The sequence below is a fragment of the Pseudomonas sp. o96-267 genome (genome assembly GCF_003935465.1).
Lineage (GTDB): Bacteria > Pseudomonadota > Gammaproteobacteria > Pseudomonadales > Pseudomonadaceae > Aquipseudomonas > Aquipseudomonas sediminis.
In genome coordinates this window covers 1-20,831 of record NZ_RHQP01000042.1, presented here as the reverse complement: position 1 = coordinate 20,831, position 20,831 = coordinate 1, and the positions used below count along the sequence as shown (strand labels likewise).

At 62.8% G+C, this 20,831-nt stretch carries 19 protein-coding genes; 6 read left to right on the top strand and 13 right to left on the bottom strand.

The genetic code is table 11. The features are described 5' to 3' along the window. Position 1: 1 nt before the first annotated feature. The 8 genes from EGJ86_RS22030 to EGJ86_RS21995 form a co-directional block, all read right to left on the bottom strand. Complete coding sequence (locus EGJ86_RS22030; protein ID WP_125836632.1) at positions 2 to 1,909, bottom strand: S9 family peptidase; 1,908 nt, start codon at positions 1,907 to 1,909, stop codon at positions 2 to 4. Next, complete coding sequence (gene pqqE / locus EGJ86_RS22025; protein WP_125836631.1) at positions 1,897 to 3,051, bottom strand: pyrroloquinoline quinone biosynthesis protein PqqE; 1,155 nt, start codon at positions 3,049 to 3,051, stop codon at positions 1,897 to 1,899. Before pqqE ends, EGJ86_RS22030 begins: the two co-directional genes overlap by 13 nt. Next, the gene (pqqD, locus tag EGJ86_RS22020; RefSeq protein WP_017363275.1) at positions 3,023 to 3,304 is read right to left on the bottom strand and encodes a pyrroloquinoline quinone biosynthesis peptide chaperone PqqD; all 282 of its coding nucleotides are present in this window, start codon (positions 3,302 to 3,304) and stop codon (positions 3,023 to 3,025) included. The genes pqqE and pqqD overlap by 29 nt, the downstream gene beginning before the upstream one ends. A gap of 85 nt (positions 3,305 to 3,389) precedes the next feature. Continuing rightward, positions 3,390 to 4,142 carry a pyrroloquinoline-quinone synthase PqqC gene (gene pqqC / locus EGJ86_RS22015; RefSeq protein ID WP_125836630.1) on the bottom strand — a complete coding sequence of 251 codons (753 nt, stop codon included), beginning with the start codon at positions 4,140 to 4,142 and terminating at the stop codon, positions 3,390 to 3,392. Positions 4,143 to 4,229: 87 nt separating this feature from the next. Continuing rightward, a complete protein-coding gene (gene pqqB / locus EGJ86_RS22010) occupies positions 4,230 to 5,144 on the bottom strand; it encodes a pyrroloquinoline quinone biosynthesis protein PqqB (RefSeq protein WP_125836629.1) in 915 nt (304 codons plus the stop codon). Positions 5,145 to 5,191: 47 nt separating this feature from the next. After that, positions 5,192 to 5,263, bottom strand: coding sequence for a pyrroloquinoline quinone precursor peptide PqqA (pqqA, locus tag EGJ86_RS22005; protein ID WP_003243383.1), 72 nt, complete (start codon positions 5,261 to 5,263; stop codon positions 5,192 to 5,194). Between the two features lie 457 nt (positions 5,264 to 5,720). Further along, positions 5,721 to 7,241 (bottom strand): aldehyde dehydrogenase family protein, encoded by a 1,521-nt coding sequence (locus EGJ86_RS22000; protein WP_125836628.1) that lies wholly within the window; start codon positions 7,239 to 7,241, stop codon positions 5,721 to 5,723. 322 nt (positions 7,242 to 7,563) lie between these two features. Further along, positions 7,564 to 9,339: a methanol/ethanol family PQQ-dependent dehydrogenase gene (locus EGJ86_RS21995; RefSeq protein WP_125836627.1), complete on the bottom strand. Its 1,776-nt coding sequence runs from the start codon at positions 9,337 to 9,339 to the stop codon at positions 7,564 to 7,566. Between the two features lie 248 nt (positions 9,340 to 9,587). Here EGJ86_RS21995 and EGJ86_RS21990 point away from each other — a divergent pair, with 248 nt between their 5' ends. Continuing rightward, positions 9,588 to 10,820, top strand: coding sequence for an ABC transporter substrate-binding protein (locus tag EGJ86_RS21990; protein WP_125836626.1), 1,233 nt, complete (start codon positions 9,588 to 9,590; stop codon positions 10,818 to 10,820). A gap of 99 nt (positions 10,821 to 10,919) precedes the next feature. Then, entirely contained in the window at positions 10,920 to 11,306 is a 387-nt protein-coding gene (locus tag EGJ86_RS21985) for a hypothetical protein (protein WP_125836625.1), read from the top strand. 168 nt (positions 11,307 to 11,474) lie between these two features. On the opposite strand, the gene EGJ86_RS21980 is transcribed toward EGJ86_RS21985, so the two are convergent. The 4 genes from EGJ86_RS21980 to pedF form a co-directional block, all read right to left on the bottom strand. Then, positions 11,475 to 12,404 carry a quinoprotein relay system zinc metallohydrolase 1 gene (locus EGJ86_RS21980; RefSeq protein WP_125836624.1) on the bottom strand — a complete coding sequence of 310 codons (930 nt, stop codon included), beginning with the start codon at positions 12,402 to 12,404 and terminating at the stop codon, positions 11,475 to 11,477. A 54-nt stretch (positions 12,405 to 12,458) separates the two neighbouring features. After that, positions 12,459 to 13,208 carry a quinoprotein dehydrogenase-associated SoxYZ-like carrier gene (locus tag EGJ86_RS21975; protein ID WP_125836623.1) on the bottom strand — a complete coding sequence of 250 codons (750 nt, stop codon included), beginning with the start codon at positions 13,206 to 13,208 and terminating at the stop codon, positions 12,459 to 12,461. Between the two features lie 21 nt (positions 13,209 to 13,229). After that, positions 13,230 to 14,102 (bottom strand): ABC transporter substrate-binding protein, encoded by an 873-nt coding sequence (locus EGJ86_RS21970; RefSeq protein ID WP_125836643.1) that lies wholly within the window; start codon positions 14,100 to 14,102, stop codon positions 13,230 to 13,232. A 147-nt stretch (positions 14,103 to 14,249) separates the two neighbouring features. Beyond that, positions 14,250 to 14,669: a cytochrome c-550 PedF gene (gene pedF / locus EGJ86_RS21965; protein ID WP_021490544.1), complete on the bottom strand. Its 420-nt coding sequence runs from the start codon at positions 14,667 to 14,669 to the stop codon at positions 14,250 to 14,252. Positions 14,670 to 14,998: 329 nt separating this feature from the next. On the opposite strand from pedF, the gene exaA reads away from it, so the two are divergent. From exaA to EGJ86_RS21945, 4 genes are all read left to right on the top strand, one after another. After that, a complete protein-coding gene (gene exaA, locus EGJ86_RS21960) occupies positions 14,999 to 16,861 on the top strand; it encodes a quinoprotein ethanol dehydrogenase (protein WP_079783513.1) in 1,863 nt (620 codons plus the stop codon). Between the two features lie 114 nt (positions 16,862 to 16,975). Beyond that, positions 16,976 to 17,635: a pentapeptide repeat-containing protein gene (locus tag EGJ86_RS21955; protein WP_125836622.1), complete on the top strand. Its 660-nt coding sequence runs from the start codon at positions 16,976 to 16,978 to the stop codon at positions 17,633 to 17,635. 379 nt (positions 17,636 to 18,014) lie between these two features. After that, the gene (locus EGJ86_RS21950; RefSeq protein ID WP_125836621.1) at positions 18,015 to 18,443 is read left to right on the top strand and encodes a DUF2231 domain-containing protein; all 429 of its coding nucleotides are present in this window, start codon (positions 18,015 to 18,017) and stop codon (positions 18,441 to 18,443) included. After that, positions 18,440 to 19,738 carry a sorbosone dehydrogenase family protein gene (locus tag EGJ86_RS21945; RefSeq protein ID WP_125836620.1) on the top strand — a complete coding sequence of 433 codons (1,299 nt, stop codon included), beginning with the start codon at positions 18,440 to 18,442 and terminating at the stop codon, positions 19,736 to 19,738. The genes EGJ86_RS21950 and EGJ86_RS21945 overlap by 4 nt, the downstream gene beginning before the upstream one ends. Before the next feature lie 165 nt (positions 19,739 to 19,903). On the opposite strand, the gene EGJ86_RS25025 is transcribed toward EGJ86_RS21945, so the two are convergent. After that, positions 19,904 to 20,311 (bottom strand): hypothetical protein, encoded by a 408-nt coding sequence (locus EGJ86_RS25025; RefSeq protein WP_158620914.1) that lies wholly within the window; start codon positions 20,309 to 20,311, stop codon positions 19,904 to 19,906. Positions 20,312 to 20,831 lie beyond the last annotated feature (520 nt).

The window sequence follows — 20,831 nt, the reverse complement described above, 5'->3', positions numbered from 1 at the left end:
ATCAGCTCAGCCGCTGATAGAAGGCATGCTCGGCGCGCAGAGCCTCGGCCAGGTTGGCGGCCTGACGGAAACCGTGGCGTTCTTCTGCGAACAGGTGATATTCAACCGGCAAACCGCGCTGACGCAGCGCCTCGACCATGCTTTCGGTCTGGCTCGGCACCACCACCGCATCCAGCGCGCCCTGGAAGAAAATCACTGGTGCCTTGATCCGTTCGGCCTGTAACAGAGGTGTGCGATTGCGATAGCGCTCGGCATCCGGCTCGGGGTCGCCGATCAGCCAGTCGAGATAATCCGCCTCGAACTTGTGGGTCAGCCGGCGCAGCGCCAGCGGGTCGCTGACGCCGTAGAGACTGGCGCCGCCACGTAACTGCGGTAACTCGACCAGAGCACGCAACGCGCTGAAGCCGCCAGCGCTACCACCGCGCACATACACACGTTGCGCATCGATACGGCCATCACCGGCCAGTGCGTCGATGGCGGCGCGAATGTCCTCGATCTCCAGCTCGCCCCACTGGTCAGCCAGACGCAACCGATAAGCACGACCGTAACCACTGCTGCCCCGGTAATTGAGGTCGAGCACGGCGAAGCCACGCAGCGTCCAGAAGGCGATACGCGGATCGAACACCGGGTAGCAGGCCGAGGTTGGCCCGCCGTGCAGGAAGATCACAAGCGGCGGGCGCTCCCCGGTTGGAGCTGGTGAGTAGAAAAAACCATGGCTGCGTTCGCCCTCACCGACCCCACAGCTGAATGGCTGGGGTCGTGATAGCTGTGCTTCGGACAGCGGCTGCTCACCGCCAGCCAGCATCTGCAATGCGCCATCGCTGCGGCGAATGGCAAGCACCGCTGGCAAACGATCAGGAGCGGCAGCGATGCAGTAGAAATGTTCGTTGTCGGCAGCCAGGCTACGGAAACGCGTAAAACCTTCGGCCAACAGCCGCTCTGCCTTTGGGTAGGGTATCGCGGGGCCGCCCAGGCTGTGCGCACCGATTGTTTTGCGGTCGAGATCGCTGGTGCGCACGGCGCACCCTACCAGCGCGCCGACACCCTGCTCGAAACGGGTCAGCAGAAACTCATCGTTTTCCAGCGGCAGATAGGTTCGACCGCCCAGTTGCCAGGGCGCCGGCGCGTGATCATAAGGCGCGGCGTGCAGTGTTGTGTCGCCATCGACGCACCAGGGTTGCCACCATCCTGCCTTGTCGCTCAACACCCACAACCGGCCCCGGGCATCGAAGCGCGGCTGCTGCAGGGCCTGATCGCTGCCCTGCCCGGCCAGCACCCGAGTGCGCTCGCCGGACTCACGCTGGCACAGACGCGTGGCGATCCAGGGCTGATGTGGTCGATCCCATTCGATCCAGGCAAGACGCTGGCCAGTGGGGTCAGCCACCGGCGCCGCATAGAAATCGGCACCCTCGACCAGTACCTCACGCTTGCCGTTCAGACCGATACGCACTAGGCGATGCAGCACCGTGCCGACTTCACGGCTTTCCTCCACAGCCAGCAACGCCTGCCAGGCGGGCACAAAGGACAGGTCGCCATAACGGCAGTGGGACTGACTGGTGATCAGGTAGGGTGTGCCGTGCGCACCGCCGTCCAAGCCGATATCGACGCGATAGACCTGCTGATCACGCTCATTGACGAACGCCACGCCCTGCTCCGTGGCGCAGCAAGCGCCACCGCCGTACTCGTAGACGCGGCTTCGCACGGAAAACCCTGCTGGTGTGAGCTCACGCACGACACCATCGCGATAGAAGAACAGCCCGCAACGCGCCAGAGCAGGATCGAACGCCACCCACAACACACCACCGTGGGCAGCGTGCAGTTCGGCGAAGTCGGCGCTGGCGGCTGCAGCCTGCTCGGCACTCCAGATTGCGTCAGGATCGGTGCGCACGGCGCACCCTACGCTTTGCATATGATTCGTGAGGCCTTCTCGTTGCGATACTGCAGGGCCTCCAACCCAAGCGGTGCCTCATCGGCCTGCTGACGTGCAGCGAGAATCACGCCATGGTGCGCCGACTTGCTGCACACCGGGTCGGCGTTACTGGCATCGCCGGTGAGCATGAAGGCCTGGCAGCGGCAGCCGCCGAAATCCTTGTGCTTTTCTTCGCACGAACGACACGGCTCGGGCATCCAGTCGTCACCGCGGAAGCGGTTGAAACCGAAGGAATTCCGCCAGATATGTTCGAGACTGTGCTCGCGCACATTGGGGAACTGCACCGGCAACTGCCGCGCGCTGTGGCAAGGCAGCGCCGTGCCGTCAGGGGTGATGTCGAGGAACAGGTTGCCCCAACCGTTCATACAGGCCTTGGGGCGCTCCTCGTAGTAGTCAGGAGTGACGAAGATCAGCTTGCACGGGTGGTTCTCGGCCGCCAGTTTGTCGCGCCACTGATTGGTGATGCGCTCGGCGCGCTCCAGTTGCGCGCGGGTCGGTAGCAGCCCGGCCCGGTTCAACTCGGCCCAGCCGTAGAACTGGCAGGTGGCGAGCTCGACGAAATCCGCCTCCAGCTCCAGACACAGCTCGATGATGCGCTCGATGTTGTCGATGTTATGCCGATGGGTGACGAAGTTGAGCACCATCGGGTAGCCGTGCGCCTTGACCGCGCGGGCCATCGCCAGTTTCTGCGCGAAGGCCTTCTTCGAGCCCGCCAGCAGGTTGTTCACTTCCTCGTCGGCGGCCTGGAAGCTGATCTGGATATGATCGAGGCCGGCATCGGCGAACTCGGCGATACGTGCTTCGGTCAGGCCGATGCCGGAGGTAATCAGGTTGGTGTAGTAACCCAACCCGCGCGCGGCGGCGATCAGCTCGGCCAGATCCTGACGCACCAGCGGCTCGCCACCGGAAAAGCCCAGCTGCGCCGCCCCCAGTTCACGGGCCTGGCGGAATACCTCGATCCATTCGGCGGTCGACAACTCTGCGCCCTGCTGGGAGAAATCCAGCGGGTTGGAGCAGTACGGGCACTGCAGCGGGCAGCGGTAGGTCAGCTCCGCCAGCAGCCACAGCGGTGGCCCTGGTTCATGACCTGCCTTAGCGAAGCTCGATCCAGAACTGAGCATGGGCCACCTCCATGAAGGCAAGAATGTCTTCGTCGATACCGGGCACATCGGGGAAGCGCTGGTGCAGGTTGCCGATGATCTCGGCCACCGAGCGCTTGCCGTCGACCTGCTGGAGAATCTCGCTAGCGCTGTCGTTGAGCTTGATCATGCCTTCCGGATAGAGCAGCACGTGGCAGCCTTGCGCCGGCTCGAACTGCAGGCGGAAGCCGCGGCGGATGGCGGGTACGCTGGGTGGGAGGATGACAGCAGTCATTGTTCGGGCTCCTGACTGGTGCGCACAGCGAACCCTACAAAGGGCTCGGCCTCAGGGTGCGCCGTGCGCACCGCTTGCTCGATACTCATAGGGCTATACCCCGATGCCAAGCGCGCTCGTTGGTCACGGTGTGATACGGCGGACGCTGCAGCTCGTAGGCCATGCTCATGGCGTCGAGCATGCTCCACAGCACATCGAGCTTGAATTGCAGAATCTGCAGCATGCGTTCCTGCGCTTCATGGGTGCGGTAGTGTTCGAGGGTGATGCGCAGGCCGTGTTCGACATCGCGGCGCGCCTCTTTCAGACGCTTGCGGAAGTAGTCGTAGCCGGTGGCGTCGATCCACGGGTAATGCTGCGGCCAGGCATCCAGGCGCGACTGGTGGATCTGCGGGGCGAACAGCTCGGTCAGCGAGCTGCTGGCCGCTTCCTGCCAGTTGGCGCGACGAGCGAAGTTGACGTAGGCATCGACGGCGAAGCGCACGCCAGGCAGCACCAGCTCCTGCGACAGCACCTGATCACGGTCGAGACCGACAGACTCGGCCAGGCGCAGCCAGGCCTCGATACCGCCCTCTTCTCCGGGCGCACCGTCATGGTCGAGGATGCGCTGAATCCACTCGCGCCGGGTTTCGCGATCCGGGCAATTGGCGAGGATCGCCGCATCCTTCAGCGGGATATTGACCTGGTAGTAGAAGCGGTTGGCCACCCAGCCCTGGATCTGCTCACGGGTGGCGCGCCCTTCGTACATGGCGCGATGGAACGGGTGATGGATGTGATACAGCGCGCCCTTGGCGCGCAGCGCCTGCTCGAACTCGGCAGGGGTCATGGCAGGTTGGCTCATCAGTATCTCCGATACGCGTTGCCGTAGGGTGCGCCGTGCGCACCAGCATTCTTCAAGGTACGCACGGCCTGAGCGGCCCTACGCCCCCTACAAAACGATGCTCATGCCATCGAACGCGACCTCGATGCCGTGGGCGTCCAGTTCGGTGCGCTCGGGCGAGTCCAGGTCGAGAATCGGGTTGGTGTTGTTGATATGGATAAGGATCTTGCGCGCGGACGGCAGGCCGTCGAGCACCTCGATCATGCCGCCAGGGCCGCTCTGGCACAGGTGGCCCATCTCACTGCCGAGCTTGTCGCCCACCTCACACACGCGCATCTCATCGTCACGCCAGAGGGTGCCATCGACCAGCAGGCAGTCCGCGCGGCGCATCCAGCCCAGCAGGTGCTCGTCAACCTGGCCCAGGCCCGGCGCATAGAACAGGCTGCGGCCGCTGCGACGGTCCTCGATGAACAGGCCGATGTTGTCCCCCGGGTGCGGATTGCCCCGATGCGGCGAATACGGCGGCGCACTGCTGCGCAGGGCGATGGCGGTGATGCTCAGCGCAGGACAGGCGGGAATACTGAAGGGTTTTGCATCCAGCTCGATCAACTGGTGCTGCAGGCCGCCATTCCAGTGGCTGAGCATGTTGAACAGCGGAAAACCGGTGGTCAGGTCCTGATGCACCATCTCGGTACACCAGACCTGATGCGGGCAACCTTCGCGCAGGGTAAGCAGACCGGTGCAATGGTCGATCTGGCTATCGAGCAGGACGATGCCGGCGATGGCGGTGTCACGCAGCTTGCGCGCTGGTTGCAGCGCCGGAAAGGCTTCGATCTGCGCACGGATGTCCGGCGAGGCATTGCACAGGATCCACTGCTCACCGTCATCGGAAATGGCGATGGACGATTGCGTGCGCGGCTGCGCCCGCAGGGTACCGGCACGCACTCCGCGGCAATTGCGGCAGTTGCAGTTCCATTGGGGAAAGCCGCCACCGGCGGCGGAACCGAGAATCTGGATATGCATGGAAGTCACCAGCGGGGATGCCCCGGACGAGCCGGGGCCAGGAGCGATCAGCGGTTGGCGAAATACATGGTCACTTCGAAGCCAATGCGCAGATCGGTGTAGGCGGGTTTAGTCCACATGGTGCGGTCCTCTTTTTATGAAGCCGGGGCATTCCGGCAACCCCATTAAGCCCCCGCCAGGCAAGAGGCCAAATGGTACTTTGGGATGAATCGGCACTGGCATTGGTAGGTGACGCTATCAGTAGGCATGCCTCGCGCCTGGAAGGTTCCAGTCATCGCCTGAGCTGAAACATGCGCCAATAAAAACCGCGGCCGAAGCCGCGTCGCGATAAGGATCTGCTGCCGTTCAGGCCCATGGCTGCCTGCAGATCCACCCGGGTAGGGTTGTTCGCGTGGCAAGAGGCAGCGCGCCGGAGCGAGCGCGCCACCTTTGGTACATAGCCGGCTCACGATCTTGCGAGCTAGAGACCTACAAGGCAGAAGCAGGTGAGGAAGCGGAGTGTACTTTTGTACATGAGCATTCCGAGCCTGCTTCTAACGCAGTAGGGCCGACGCGCAGCAGATCGTGTGCTGGCTATCAGAAGAAGCCGAGCGGATTAATGTCATAGCTCACCAGCAGGTTCTTGGTCTGCTGGTAGTGGTCGAGCATCATCTTGTGGTTTTCACGGCCGACACCGGACTTCTTGTAGCCACCGAAGGCGGCGTGCGCCGGGTACAGGTGGTAGCAGTTGGTCCACACACGGCCGGCCTTGATCCCACGACCCATGCGGTACGCGGTGTTGATGTCGCGGCTCCACACACCGGCGCCCAGACCGAACTCGGTGTCGTTGGCAATCGCCAGGGCTTCGGCTTCGTCCTTGAAGGTGGTCACGCCGATCACCGGGCCGAAGATCTCTTCCTGGAACACGCGCATCTTGTTGTGACCCTTGAGCAGGGTCGGCTGGATGTAATATCCGCTGGCCAGGTCGCCTTCGAGCCGCTCGACAGCACCGCCGGTGAGCACCTGCGCGCCTTCCTGCTGAGCGATTTCGAGGTAGCTGAGGATCTTGTCGTACTGCTGCTGCGAGGCCTGTGCGCCAACCATGGTGTCGGTGTCCAGCGGGTTGCCGCGCTTGATCTGTTTGATCTTCTTCATCACCTCGACCATGAAGGCGTCGTAGATGGACTCCTGCACCAGCGCGCGCGACGGGCAGGTGCACACCTCGCCCTGGTTGAAGAAGCCCAGCACCAGGCCTTCGGCGGCCTTCTCGATGAAGGCCGGCTCGGCGTTCATGATGTCGGCGAAGAAGATGTTCGGCGATTTGCCGCCCAGCTCGACAGTGCTCGGGATGATGTTCTCGGCAGCGCACTTCATGATGTGCGAGCCCACAGGGGTGGATCCGGTGAAGGCGATCTTGGCAATGCGCGTGCTGGTGGCCAGCGCCTCACCGGCCTCACGGCCGAAGCCCTGAACGATGTTGAGCACGCCCGGCGGCAGCAGATCACCGATCAGCTCAATCAGCACGGTGATGGAGAACGGCGTCTGCTCGGCCGGCTTGAGCACGATGGCGTTGCCGGCAGCCAGCGCCGGAGCCAGCTTCCACGCGGCCATCAGCAGCGGGAAGTTCCACGGGATGATCTGCCCGACTACGCCCAGCGGCTCGTGGAAGTGATAGGCCACGGTGCCGTCGTTGATCTCGGCGGTGCTGCCTTCCTGAGCGCGGATGCAGCCGGCGAAGTAACGGAAATGGTCGGCGGCCAGCGGTACGTCGGCGTTCAGCGTCTCACGCACCGGCTTGCCGTTGTCCCAGGTTTCGGCCACGGCGAGCAGTTCGAGGTTGGCTTCGATGCGGTCGGCGATTTTCAGCAGGATGTGCGAACGCTCCTGCACGCTGGTGCGGCCCCAGGCGTCGGCAGCGGCGTGAGCAGCATCGAGAGCCTTGTCGATGTCGGCAGCGTTGGAGCGGGGGAATTCGCCGATTACCGAGCCATCGACCGGGCTGGTGTTGCTGAAGTACTGTCCGCTGAGCGGGGCGACGAACTCACCGCCGATGTAGTTGCCATAGCGCGGCTTGAGGGTGACGAGGGCGCCTGCAGTACCCGGTTTGGCGTAAATCATGATGCTGACCTCTCTTGTTGTCGGAGCCCGCTGCCAGTCTGGGAAGCGAGTCATGGTTCGATCTTAGGAAGCCCCTGAAAACCTCGGTATGCGCCCATGGCACAGATAGCCTAGTCATTTGGTAGTAGAGCGGTCTGGCACGGGCCTTTGGCAGCGAGGTACGAGGCTATGGAAGCTAAAGGCTAGACCCGTTGGCCTGGTCTTGCGTTCCAAACCAGGAAATTTCGCCCGTGGCATTTCGCAGCGGCTCGGCGCAGGCAGCCAAACGCCAGAAACGACGATGGCCGGACAGAGTCCGGCCATCGTCTGACACTTCAAGCGATCAGCGCTTGTCCACCAGCTCCTTCGGCAGCTTGAAGGTCCACAGCATGCCGCCCTGGTTCAGGTGCTTGACGCGCTTGGCCACCTCGCCGCCCCACAGCGGTACCGCACCGCCCCAGCCGGACAAGACGGAGACATACTGCTCGCCGTCCATTTCCCAGGTTACCGGCGAGCCGATCACGCCCGAGCCGGTCTGGAATTCCCAGACTTTCTCACCGGTCTTGGCATTGAACGCCTGCAGGTAGCCTTCCGGGTTGCCGGTGAACACCAGGTTGCCCTTGGTGGTCAGCACCCCGCCCCACAGCGGCGCGTAGTTCTGATGGCGCCAGACTTCCTTGCCAGTTTTCGGGTCGATGGCGCGCAGCACGCCGATGTACTCCTCGTTGAGCGGCTTGATGGTAAAGCCGGCACCCAGGTAGGCCGCGCCCTTCTTGTAGGCGATGTCCTCGTTCCAGATGTCCATGCCCCACTCGTTGGACGGCACGTAGAACAGGCCGGTGTCCTGGCTGTAGGCCATGGGCATCCAGTTCTTGGCGCCGAGGAAGGCCGGAGCGGAGAACACGCTCGTGCCCTTTTCCTTCGCGCTCGGCGAACCCGGACGGTTGCTGTCGTCGTAGATCGGCCGGCCATTCTTGTCCAGACCCTTGGCCCAGGTGATCTTGTCGACGAAGGGGAAGCCACGGATGAACTTGCCGTTGGTGCGGTCGAGCACGTAGAAGAAGCCGTTACGGTCGGCGGTCGCAGCTGCCTTGATGGTCTTGCCGCCTTCCTGGTAGTCGAAGGAGATCAGCTCGTTGACGCCGTCGAAGTCCCAGCCGTCGTGCGGCGTGGTCTGGAAGTGCCATTTGATGCTGCCGTCGTCCGGGTTCAGTGCCAGGCGCGAGGAGGAATAGAGGTTGTCGCCAGGACGCAGGTGCGAGTTCCACGGTGCCGGGTTGCCGGTACCGAAGAACAGCAGGTTGGTGTCGGCATCATAGTAGCCGCCCAGCCAGGGCGCGGCGCCGCCGGTCTTCCACAGGTCGCCCGGCCAGGTCTTGCCGGCCTCGCCACCACTGATGCCATTCTCGACGGCCTTGCCGTCCTTGTAGACGTAGCCCATGTGACCTTCGACGGTCGGGCGACTCCAGAGCAGCTCACCGTTCTTCGGATCGTAGGCTTCGATCTTGCCGACCACGCCAAACTCACCACCGGAGACGCCAGTGATCAGCTTGCCGTTGACCACCAGCGGCGCCGCGGTGATGGAGTAACCCGCCTTGTGATCGGCGACGTTCTTGCGCCATACCACCTTGCCGGTGTCCTTGTTCAGCGCCACCAGCTTGGCGTCGAGGGTGCCGAAAATCACCAGATCGTCATACAGCGCGACACCCCGGTTGATCACGTCGCAGCAAGGGCGGATATCGTCCGGCAGGCGCGCTTCGTACTGCCACAGCTCGCGCCCGGTGCGCGCATCGACGGCGAACACCCGCGAATAGGAGGCGGTGACGTACATCACACCGTCCTTGATCAGCGGCTGCGCCTGCTGACCACGCTGCTTCTCACCACCGAAGGACATGGTCCAGACGGGGCGCAGTTCCTTGACGTTCTGCTCGTTGAGGATGTTCAGCGGGCTGTAACGCTGGCCCTGCAAGCCGAGGCCGTTGGTGACGATCTCGTCGGTGGTGGTGGCGTCCTTGAGAATCTCGGCGTCGGTGACCGCCAGCGCGGCGGCGGACGGCAACAGCATGGCGGCACAGAGTGCGGTGAGGAGGAAAGGCTGGCGAAGACCGGCGTGTTTCATTGCGGCTACCTCTGCGGGTTCATTGTTATTGCCGGGAAATTTTCCCGGTCTGCCGCAAATTCTTGGCTCACCCGGGTCACCCAACAATTGCACCCCCAGCCGATTTTCCTCGTTCCTTGGTAGCAATACCTGCCGTACCCGCCCCCGGACAGATCGCCGCAAGTAGCAACCAGGCGCCACCAAAAGCCCATGGTGCTGGGATGACGCGGCCCGTAGAAAGGCACCTCCCAACCATAAGGAGAATGCCCATGGGACGCGTACTGCTCGCACTGCTACTGGCCGCGTTGCTTGGCCAGGCGGAGGCCGAAAGCCTGAAGATTGGCCTCAACTATCCGCGAACCGGCAACTACAAGGATGAAGGCCTGGAGCTGCGCCGCGGCGCCCTGCTCGCCGTCGAGGCGATCAACCGGCAAGGGGGCCTGCTCGGCCAGTCGCTGGAACTGCTCAGTGAGAACACCGATTCCAATGCAGCCCAGGCCACACGCAACGTCGATCACTTCGCCAGCCAGGGTGCACGTATGGTCTTCGGCAGCGCCACCAGCGAAGAGGCCATCGCCGCCGGGCAACGGGCCCGCGAGTTGGGTCTGCTGTATTTCGCCACCCTTGGTTACGCCAACGAAGTCACCGGCCAGGCCGGCCAGCGCTACCTGTTTCGCGAATCCGGCAGCGCCTGGATGAGTGCGCGGGTGCTCGGCGAGTACCTGTCCTGGCATCTGCCGCGCCAGCGTTATCACTACATCGTCATCGACGATGCCTGGGGCCGCAGCATCGAGCAGACCCTGCGCCTGGCCACCGGCAGCGCTGACCGTGCCCGTCATGGCCGCAGCGCCCTGCCCTCCGGCCCGTTGCGCCGCGAGCAATACCGCGCCGCCATGGACAAGGCTGCGGCGAGCGGTGCCGACGTGCTGGTCCTGGCGCTACTCGGCGACAACCTGCAACGCAGTATGCGCATGGCTCACAACATGGGCCTGAAGCAGCGCATGCAGATCATCGTGCCGAACCTGACCAAGAGCCTGGTCCAGCAGGTTGGCCCGCAGGTGATGGAAGACGTGATAGGTACCGAAACCTGGACCTGGGACACCCCGAAACTGGAAAACAGCGAGGCCGGCCAACGCTTCGTCGAACGCTATCTGCGCGAGCATCAGGAGTATCCAGGCGGTACCGCGGCCTCCGCCTACACCGTCGTCCAGCAATGGGCCGATGCAGTCAGGCGCAGCGCCAGCACCGACGCCGAAACCCTGATCGCAGCACTCGAAGGCCACCGCTACCAGTTGCTCAAGGACGAGCAGCAATGGCGCGACTTCGACCATCAGAATTTGCAGAGCATCTACGCCGTGCGCGTGCGCAAGCGTGACCAGATCATGCGTGACACCCTCAAGCAACATTACTTCGAGATCATCCACCGCATGAGCGGCGAACAGGCCGCGCCCAGCCATGACGAATGGATCCAGGAGCGCGGCGAAGTGCTCAGCCTGCAGTGAGCTCCGTCACCAAGCAGGCTTTACAGGCTCCACGATGATTGCGGCGGCCCCGGCTTTGCCCGACACTTGGCCGCCCGCACATTCTGATCGGAGACGCCCGTGCCCCACCCTCGCCAGGAAATTCTCAACCATCCCGATGCACTGGACTGCACTGTCTATCGCCCGGACGAGCAGGACCCGGATGCCGAAGAGCAGGATCTGGGCGACGGCAAGGTGCTGATCACCGGCGCCTTCGAGCCGCCGCAGGATTGGGATGCGCACCAGCGCGAGGACTACTACGGCGAAGAAGACCCTACCCACTTCGTCAGCGCCCATATCGAATGCCTGGCCAAGCCGGCGACTCGGGACTTCTTCATGCCCGAGAGCGGTGATTATGTGGCCGTGCAGTCCAGGCTGGGCGAAGTGGTTATGTATTACGTCTACGACCACGAAGAGACTGAGCACGGCCGTCATTACGTGCTGATTCGTGATGATGAAGAGCTCTGATCGCTGAGAGTGGGAGGCGCTTCCGCGGCGACGCTTTTATACGCAAGTCGCGGCTAAAGCCCCTCCCACAGGGTATTCCAGCACATGCTGGTGCGCGCGGCGCACCCTACCAAGCCGTGGCGACGTTCGCGTAGGGTGCGCCGCGCGCACCGATGACACCCCAGGCTTCTAATCCTGACGATCAACCCGCCCCATGGCGTTGCGCTCATAGCGCGGGTAGAGGTGGCTAACACTGCGGATCAGCTCATAGCGCGGCAGGTTGACCTGAGCGAAGCGCTCGGGGATCGGCGTACGAATCAGTTCGTTCATCTCCGCGCCCTGCTCTGCCCCCTGACGCAGCAAGCCATCGAGCCAGCCCAGGTAATCACGCATCTGCACGAACGGCGCCGCATCAGTGGTCACCGGACCATGGCCGGGCACGATCTGCTTCCATGGCGTTGCCTCGAGCCGGTCCAGATCAGCCAGCCACACATCCAGCCCGGGGCTGTTCGGCGTGGTCAGCGCACGCTGATAGAACAGGATATCGCCGGCGAACAGCACGCCCGTGCGCTCATCCAGAATCGCCAGGTCGGCGCCGGTATGCCCCTGTAGCGCCAGCAGTTGCAGGCGCCTGCCGCCAATTTCCAGCGTGCCTTCCTGCACCTCCTCGGTGGGCAACACCACTTCGGTGCCGCGCATCCAGTCGCCGACCAGGCGGTACATGTTCTCCGCCATGGCGTCGCCCTGTTCGGCCAGCAACCGGGTGGTCTCGGGCAATGCCGCGATGGGCACCCCGGCGAAAGCCTGGTTGCCCAGCACATGATCGGGGTGATGGTGAGTCAGCAACACGCGCAGCACCGGTTTGCCGGTGGTTTTCTCGATGCTCTGGCGCAGCGCCTCGCCGTAGCGACGCGACGGACCAGTGTCGATCACCACCACGCCGTCTGCGGTTTCGATAAAGCCGACGTTGACGATATTGCCGCCGTTTTCCGCCGCGAAATTATCGGTACTACCCTCCAGAAGCCAGACGCCCTCGGCGATCTGTCGGGGTTGCAGGTGGTAGTCGAGCGCCTGCGCCAGGCTGGCGAACAGGCAGGTCAGCAGTAGCACCCAACGCATGGAGGCCTCCTAGATGGGGTTGGTGCGCACGGCGCACCCTACCGGTCGCAGCGTTCAGAACGCGGCCTGGAATTCGTTGCCGTTGTTGTCGCGCAGCCAGACCTCGGCCTGCCGGTCGTCGCGCAGGTCGAAGGTCAGCGTCGGGTTCTCGCTGACCGCGGGAAATAACTCGATGCGCCCCAACACCTGACCATCGGCATCGCGCAGCTCGGCTTCTTCGATGTAGAACTCGGGAATGCCGCCGACCAGACCGTTGTCCATCGGGTGCGACACCTGCAGGCGCAGGCGGCTGTCCTCGCCACGCACGAAGCGCTTGCCCAGTACCTGGCCCAGACGCTCCTCCCAGCCGGCCTCGGCACGCACCACGCTTGGCGCAGTACAGCCGCCACCCGCTGCCTCGACGCGGGCCGAACCGATATGCCAGACGCCATCGTCGGTGAGCACTGCCGCGCGAATCGGCGTGGCCTGCTCGACCCGAATGCGAATGGCCAGGCTCGGCTCCAGATGCTCGCTGGGAGCGAAGTCGAGGATACGCGGGATAGGGTTGAGCTCGGCCCAGGCCAGAATGCGCTTGACCTTGCCGCGGTAGGCGCTGGCGTCGATCTGGATCGGCACCTGGCGCGCATCCTCGGCGAATGGCGGCACCTCGAGGCGAACCTTGTCGTCGAAGACGAAGGCATCTCCGTTGAGCAGGCGCTGGTGATAGTAGTCCCACATCACCGAGGTGACCGGATCGGGCGCGGCGGCCCGCGCTTCCCAGGCCCAGGCAAACAGGGCCAGCAATATCAGGCTACGCCAATCCATCGCCCACCTCCGGCTCGACTCTTATTGGTATTGTTCCGGCTTCTCGTAGCGCAGCCCGTAGCGCGCGTACAGGCGCTCGAGTGAGCCGTCGAGGATCATGTTTTCCAGCTGTTCTTCGAGGGCATAGGCCAATTGCCGATTGGTTTCGTGCACCGCCATGCCGATTTCCCAGATCTGCCGGCCCATGTCCGGGTAGGCGTTCTCGGCCAGCGCCAGTTGTGGGTCATCGGCCTCGTGCACCAGCCAGTCCACCTCACCCCGCAGCGCCATCACCGCATCCACTTCACCACCCTGCATGGCCGCAAAGGCCAGCTTCGGCGTTGGGTAATGGCGGGTTTCCTGGCTGAGCATGCCGCCCTGTACCGAACTCAGGTAGAACGAGGGCACACTCTCGACTTCGACGCCGACCGGGTGCTGGCGCAACGCGACGATGCTCTGCACCTCGGGCAGACGCCGACGATCGAACGCCAGCTGCCAGCGCTCACGCTGATAGGGGCCAAACATCACCACGAGTTCGTTGACCAGCTCGCCCAGTTCATTGCGCATCTGCGCGTAGTCGCGGTCGTATGGCACACGCAGCATCACATCGGCCAGTTGGCCCTGCGCTGTCACCCGGCCACGCCAGATGTAGTCACGCAGGTCGTCGTCGAGCTTTTCGCCTGGCGGCGCCCACATCACTTCAAGCTTCAGCCCAAGCCCTTCTGCCAGCGCCTTGGCCAGCTCGTAGTCGACGCCACGTGGCTGACCGTCCTGCTCGTAGCTGTAGGGCGGGAAGTTCTGGTACAGCGCCACGCGCAGGATGCCCGACTCGGTGATACGGTCGAAGTCGCGCACCTGCGCCTGAGCAACGCCCAGGCCTAGCAGCAGGCCAAACAGGAGGATCAGCCGGCGCATGACGCGAGCGCTTATGAAGAAATCGTCGCGAGCGATGGCAGGTCGCGCTTCGCCGGAGCACAGCAAGCGGAATGTATTGAAATACATGAGCATTGCGAGCACCGCCGAAACGCGAGATGCCGAGCGCAGCAGGTTTATCATCAAGCGCTACTCCTCGACGTGCACGCTCTCCAGGTAGCTACGCACTGCCCACAATGCTTCCTGACTGAGGAAGTCGGCCATCTTCGGCATGTACACGCGCCCATCGCGCACCGCGCCGTTGATTACTCGCTCCTTGAACCATTCGTCACCACTGGCGCCCAGTTCCAGCATCCGCAGGTCGGGGGCGATACCGCCGGACTTGGCTTCCAGGCCGTGGCAGGCAGCGCAGTTCTGGTTGTAGGCCGAGGAGCCAATCTCGATGGCGCGCGGGTTGTCGCGATAGGGGTTCTCGTCCAGCCATTCCTCACCCAGCGGTTCCAGACCATCAGTGTTCACCGCCTGCGGTACCACATCGCCGTGCGCCCAAAGGTTGGTCGATGCGGCGAGCAACAGCAGCGCCAGGGTGGATTGGATCTTCTTGTTCATGGCTAGGACCTCATCTAATGCACGCAAGACAGCCCATACAGAGCTCGTGGCGACCATCTTAGAAAGGCAGTGCAACGCGCCGAATGCTGCTTTGGTGGTCGCGTTCTAGTCACTTGGTAGTAGGGCTTGTGAGGGGGTGTTGGCGATGCCTTGGCAGCAAGGCCAAGTCATGGGCCGACCGGGAAATCCTCCCGGCAAAGACGGGAGTTTTTCCGTAGGCGCGAAGGTGGCCGGGTACCACCATCGGCTTGCCTCTGCTGGACATCCCCGGAACCCAGTTTTCGCGGTGTCACTGCAGCGACCTACCACCTCCAATGGGAAGCACAACGATGACAACAAGAAACCTACCCAGCACCCCGCGCCCTCTGGCGCTTGCCCTGATGTTGGCCGGCGGCCTGGCGCTGAGCCAGGGCGCGTTCGCCAAGCCGGTCACCTGGGAAGACATCGCCAACGACCACACCACCACCACCAACGTGCTGCAGTACGGCATGGGCACCAACGCCCAGCGCTGGAGCCCGCTGGCTCAGGTGAACGCCGAAAACGTGTTCAAGCTGACCCCGGCCTGGAGCTACTCCTTCGGTGACGAGAAGCAGCGCGGCCAGGAATCCCAGGCCATCATCCACGACGGCGTGGTCTACGTGACCGGCTCCTACTCGCGCGTCTTCGCTCTCGATGCGAAAACCGGTAAACGCCTGTGGACCTACAGCCACCGCCTGCCCGATGACATCCGCCCGTGCTGCGACGTGGTCAACCGCGGCGCCGCCATCTATGGCGACAAGATCTACTTCGGCACCCTCGACGCCCGCGTCGTGGCGCTGAACAAGGACACCGGCAAGGTGGTGTGGAACAAGAAGTTCGGCGATCACTCCGCCGGCTACACCATGACCGGCGCGCCGACCATCGTCAAAGACGGCAAGACCGGCAAAGTATTGGTGATCCACGGCAGCTCCGGTGACGAGTTCGGCGTGGTCGGCAAGCTGTTCGCCCGCGACCCGGATACCGGTGAAGAAGTCTGGATGCGCCCCTTCGTCGAAGGCCATATGGGTCGTCTGAACGGCAAGGACAGCACCCCGACCGGCGACGTCAAAGCGCCGAGCTGGCCGGATGATCCCAACCACCCGACCGGCAAGAAGGAAGCCTGGAGCCAGGGCGGCGGTGCGCCGTGGCAGAGCGCCAGTTTCGATGCCGAAACCAACACCATCATCATCGGCGCCGGCAACCCGGCCCCGTGGAACGGCTGGGCACGCACCAGCGACGGCGGCAACCCCAAGGACTACGACAGCCTGTACACCTCCGGCCAGGTCGGCGTCGACCCCACCACCGGCGAAGTGAAGTGGTTCTACCAGCACACCCCGAACGATGCCTGGGACTTCTCCGGCAACAACGAGCTGGTGCTATTCGACTACAAGGACAAGGACGGCAAGGTCACCAAGGCCACCGCCCACGCCGACCGCAACGGCTTCTTCTACGTGGTCGATCGCGCCAACGGCAAGCTGAAGAACGCCTTCCCCTTCGTCGACAAGATCACCTGGGCCAGCCACATCGATCTTGAAACCGGTCGCCCGGTCGAAAACGAAGGCCAGCGCCCGCCGAAGCCCAAGCCCGGTGAAAGCAAAGGTGAAGTGGTCGAAGTCTCCCCGCCGTTCCTCGGCGGCAAGAACTGGAACCCAATGGCCTACAGCCAGGATACCGGCCTGTTCTACGTCCCGGCCAACCACTGGAAAGAGGACTACTGGGCCGAGGAAGCGCATTACAAGAAAGGCTCCGCCTACCTGGGCATGGGCTTCCGTATCAAGCGCCTGTTCGACGACCATGTCGGCATCCTGCGGGCGATGAACCCGACCACCGGCAAGGTCGCCTGGGAGCACAAGGAGCGCCTGCCGCTGTGGGCCGGCGTACTCGCCACCAAGGGCAACCTGGTGTTCACCGGTACCGGGGACGGCTACTTCAAGGCCTTCGATGCCAAGAACGGCAAGGAGCTGTGGAAGTTCCAGGTCGGCACCGGGATCATCTCCCCGCCCGTCACCTGGGAGCAGGACGGTGAGCAGTACATCGGCGTGACCGCCGGTTACGGCGGCGCCGTGCCGCTGTGGGGCGGCGACATGGCCGACCTGACCAAACCGGTCGCTCAAGGCGGCTCCTTCTGGGTGTTCAAGCTGCCGAGCTGGGACAAGGCCAGCGCCCAACGCTAAAGGCCCAACGCATGGCGCACCTGAGTGCGCCATGCGCCTTTGCCTGTAGGAGCGGCTGGGCGGCATTCCGCTTCAGCCGCGAAGCGAACCAGGCCATCACCCCGAGGACTCAACATGAACTACCTGCCCCTGCTTATCCCGGTCCTGCTACTGGTAATCGGCAGCCACGCCATCGGCGCCGAAACCCAGAACGACGGCGTGCCGCAAATCAACGGCTGCCGCATCGAACCCGACAGCAAATGCCCCAACGCCAACCTGCGTGGCGCTGACCTGCGCAATCTCGACATGCGCCGCATGGACCTGTCCGGTGCCGACCTTTCCGGCGCTGACCTGCGCCACGTCAACCTCGACCTGGCCAATCTGGAGAAAGCCAAGCTACGCGGCGCCAACCTCACCCGTGCCAGCCTGCAACAGAGCAACCTGCGCCTGGCTGATCTCTCCGGCGCCAGCCTGGTCGCCATCAGTGGCTGGGCTATGTTCGCCCAGGCTGCCGAGTTCGAGGGCGCCGACATGCGCGCCGCCAACCTGGAGTTCGCCCGCCTCTCCGGCGCCAAACTGCACAACGTCCAGCTGCAGGCGGCCAACCTGGAAATGACCTGGCTGAGCAAGGCCGACCTAAAGGGTGCACATCTGGAAGATGCCAACCTGCAGGAAGTGAAACTCAGCGGCTCCAACCTGGAGAACGCCAACCTCACCGGCGCGCGCACCCGCTTCGGCAACTTCCAGGACGCCAACATGCCCGGCTGCGTGCAATGCCCCAAGGGTTGGGACTGAGCCTAATCCCGCAAGGCCCTGATTCGTAGGGTGGGCCGGGCGGCGCTCCGCTTCAGCCCACCAACAGGCAGTGCAGCTAACGCCAATCCGCGTTCTGGCGGGTTGCACCCGCCCTACGCCGTTCAACGCTCTCCCCCGTAGGAGCGGCTGGGCGGCATTCCGTTTCAGCCGCGATGCTCAAGAGCGCTTCGCGGCTAAAGCCGCTCCTACTCCCCAGGCGAGCACCAGATCCAACACCTCACGCCAAAAACCTCGCTCTCCCGCCCCGCAGCAAAACAACCTGAACCATGCCCACACAGGGCAATCCCTTCTTAGGAACAGCCAGATCGAGGCGGCAGCATCCAGGCCGTCATCAGTCATTGCCCAAGAGGGATCTGCCGTGACCACCACCACTGCAACGCCACACGTCTACCCCAACGTTCTCAGCCCTTTGCACGCCACCCTGCTGTGCGGCCAGGTGCCGCTGTTTCTCGGCGCCCTGATGGCTGATATCGCCTACTACCGCAGCTACCAGATCCAGTGGAGCAACTTCGCCTCCTGGCTGATCGCCGGCGCCCAGGTATTCGCCGGCCTGGCGATGCTGTTCGCCCTGGTCGGGCTATTCCGTCGACGCAATCCGCGCCCGCTCACCTACTTCCTGCTGCTCTTGGTTACCTGGGTGCTGGGCTTCATCAATGCACTGGAGCACGCCAAGGACGCCTGGGCCGTGATGCCCATGGGCCTGGCCCTGTCGGTGATCGTCACCCTGCTGGCCGTTGCCGCCACCTGGGTCGGCCTCGCCCAGCCACGCACAGGAGATGCCCGATGAAAACCGCCATCGCACTGACCGCCCTGCCCCTGATCCTGTTGCTGACCGCCTGCGGCGAAGAGCCTGGCAGCAACCAGCAGTTCTACGGCGCCCAGCCGGACTTGCCCGAGCCCGAACGCGGCATCCTGCCAAGCATGACCATCGCCGAGCCGACGCCCTGGGGCGATCAGCGACCTACCGTACCCGAAGGGTTCAGTGTCAGCGCCATCGCCACCGACCTGAAGATTCCCCGGCAAACCCTGGTGCTACCCAACGGCGACATCCTCGTCGCCGAAGGCCGTGGCGGCAACGCGGCCAAGCTCAAACCCAAGGACGTGATCGCTGGCGTGATCAAAGCTCGCGGCAATACCACGGTGGCAAGCGGCAACCGTCTGACCCTGCTGCGCGACGCCGATGGCGACGGCACCTACGAGCTGCAGACGGTGTTCGCCGAAAACCTCAATGCGCCCTACGGCCTGGCCCTGCACGAAGGCAACCTGTACGTGGCCAACCAGGACGAGCTGGTGCGCTTCGACTACGAAGAAGGCCAGACCGAAGCCAGCGGCCCGCCGAGCAAGGTCGCCGACCTGCCCTCGGCGATCAACCATCACTGGACCAAGGCTCTGACCATCAGCGAAGACGGCCGCTACCTGTACGTTGGCATCGGCTCCAACAGCAACATCACCGAACGCGGCATGGAGGCCGAAGTCGACCGCGCTCTGGTCTGGCAGGTGGACGCCGAAACCGGCGCCTACAAACCCTACGCCACCGGCCTGCGCAACCCCACCGCGCTGGCCATCCAGCCGGGCACCGGCACCTTGTGGGCGGTGGTCAACGAGCGTGACGAATTGGGCGAAGACCTGGTGCCCGACTATCTGACCTCGGTGCAGGAAGGCGGCTTCTACGGCTGGCCTTACAGCTACTTCGGCCAACACGTCGACCCGCGGGTGAAACCACAGGATCCAGACAAGGTCGCCAGCGCTATCGCCCCGGACTACGCCCTCGGCGCCCACGTCGCCGCGCTGGGGCTGGACTTCTCCAGCGAGGTGATGGGCGAGCAATATGCCGATGGCGTATTCGTCGGCGAGCACGGCAGCTGGAACCGCAAGAACCCGGTGGGCTACAAGGTGATCTTCGTACCCTTCGAAAACGGCCGCCCTTCAGGCGACCCCATCGACTTCGTCACCGGCTTTCGCGACGAAGACGGCAAGACCCGAGGCCGTCCGGTGGGTGTCACGGTCGACCCGAGCGGCGCGCTGATCGTGGCGGATGATCTGGCGAATACGGTTTGGCGGGTGGTGCGGGAAGGCGAGTAGGCTTTGAGGGTGGAAACCACGAAGTGTTGCCACCCTCGCCGGCTGAGTTGTGGAAATGGTGGACAAGCTTCGCGTTGTCCCCCTACAAACTAACGTTTGATTAAGGGGCGAGTTTTACCCCGTCCCAGCGAGCATAGCAGGCGATTCAAACCAAATGTTAGTCGATCACTCGGTGCAAGTGCCTTTTAAACTCTTTACTCTTGCCATTTCAAATGCCAGCGAAAGTGAGGTGGGTTCCGAATTTCTTGCTTGCTTCTTTTGCTTCCTTAACTTTGATTTATTGATCGTTTTTATTGCATGCTTCGATTGCTCTTGCTTTTGTGAGTCGTATAGCCCAATTCTTGAGTCATAAGCTTCAAATTTAATTGGAGTTAAGTTTTCTGTTAGGGCAGAAACACGATATCTGCCATTTCCTAGGCTGAATGTAAATATTCCAAGATTTTCGGGAAAAACATGCATGACGCCAGTAGAGCTAGCAAGGCATTTACGCAAGACATATAGCGTGAGGCGAAGCACTGTGTTTGAAGATGAAAGTTGAAGCATAAAGGTTTTTCTATCGATTTCAGCAAGCATGTCTAGCTGAAGTAACTCCCATCCATCTTTTTGCCACTTTGCTGAGACTGGAGCATGTTTATTGTTTGGAGGGGAGCGAAAGGGTTTCGGTAGATTTTTCGTACTGTTATCCGTGCATGGGTGCTTTGGCCAAGGAGGGCCAAGTTCGTCAAAGAAGACGGAACTCCCATAGCTATTGCAGTAATAAAAAACGGATTCACCGCAAACTGGGCAACTGGCATTTGGGACCGTAAATGAGGAAAGTGAAGCAGATATTGGAGGTACACCAGGAGGCCAGGAATGAAACAAACTAGATTTTTTGCTTTCACCTCTTCCGCTATGACCTACACCACCCCAGCCGCATGAACAACAGGCGGGATGGTTCCATGCGTTACACATATCTCAATCCTCGCCTAACAGTGATTAGATCGCCATCCATGATAATCCAATAGCAAAGAAGGCGGGGCGGTTGCAGGAGCTGAGTGCAACACGGTTATTGAATTGAAGCCGGAGCATCATGCCGCATTGCCATGGCATTTTG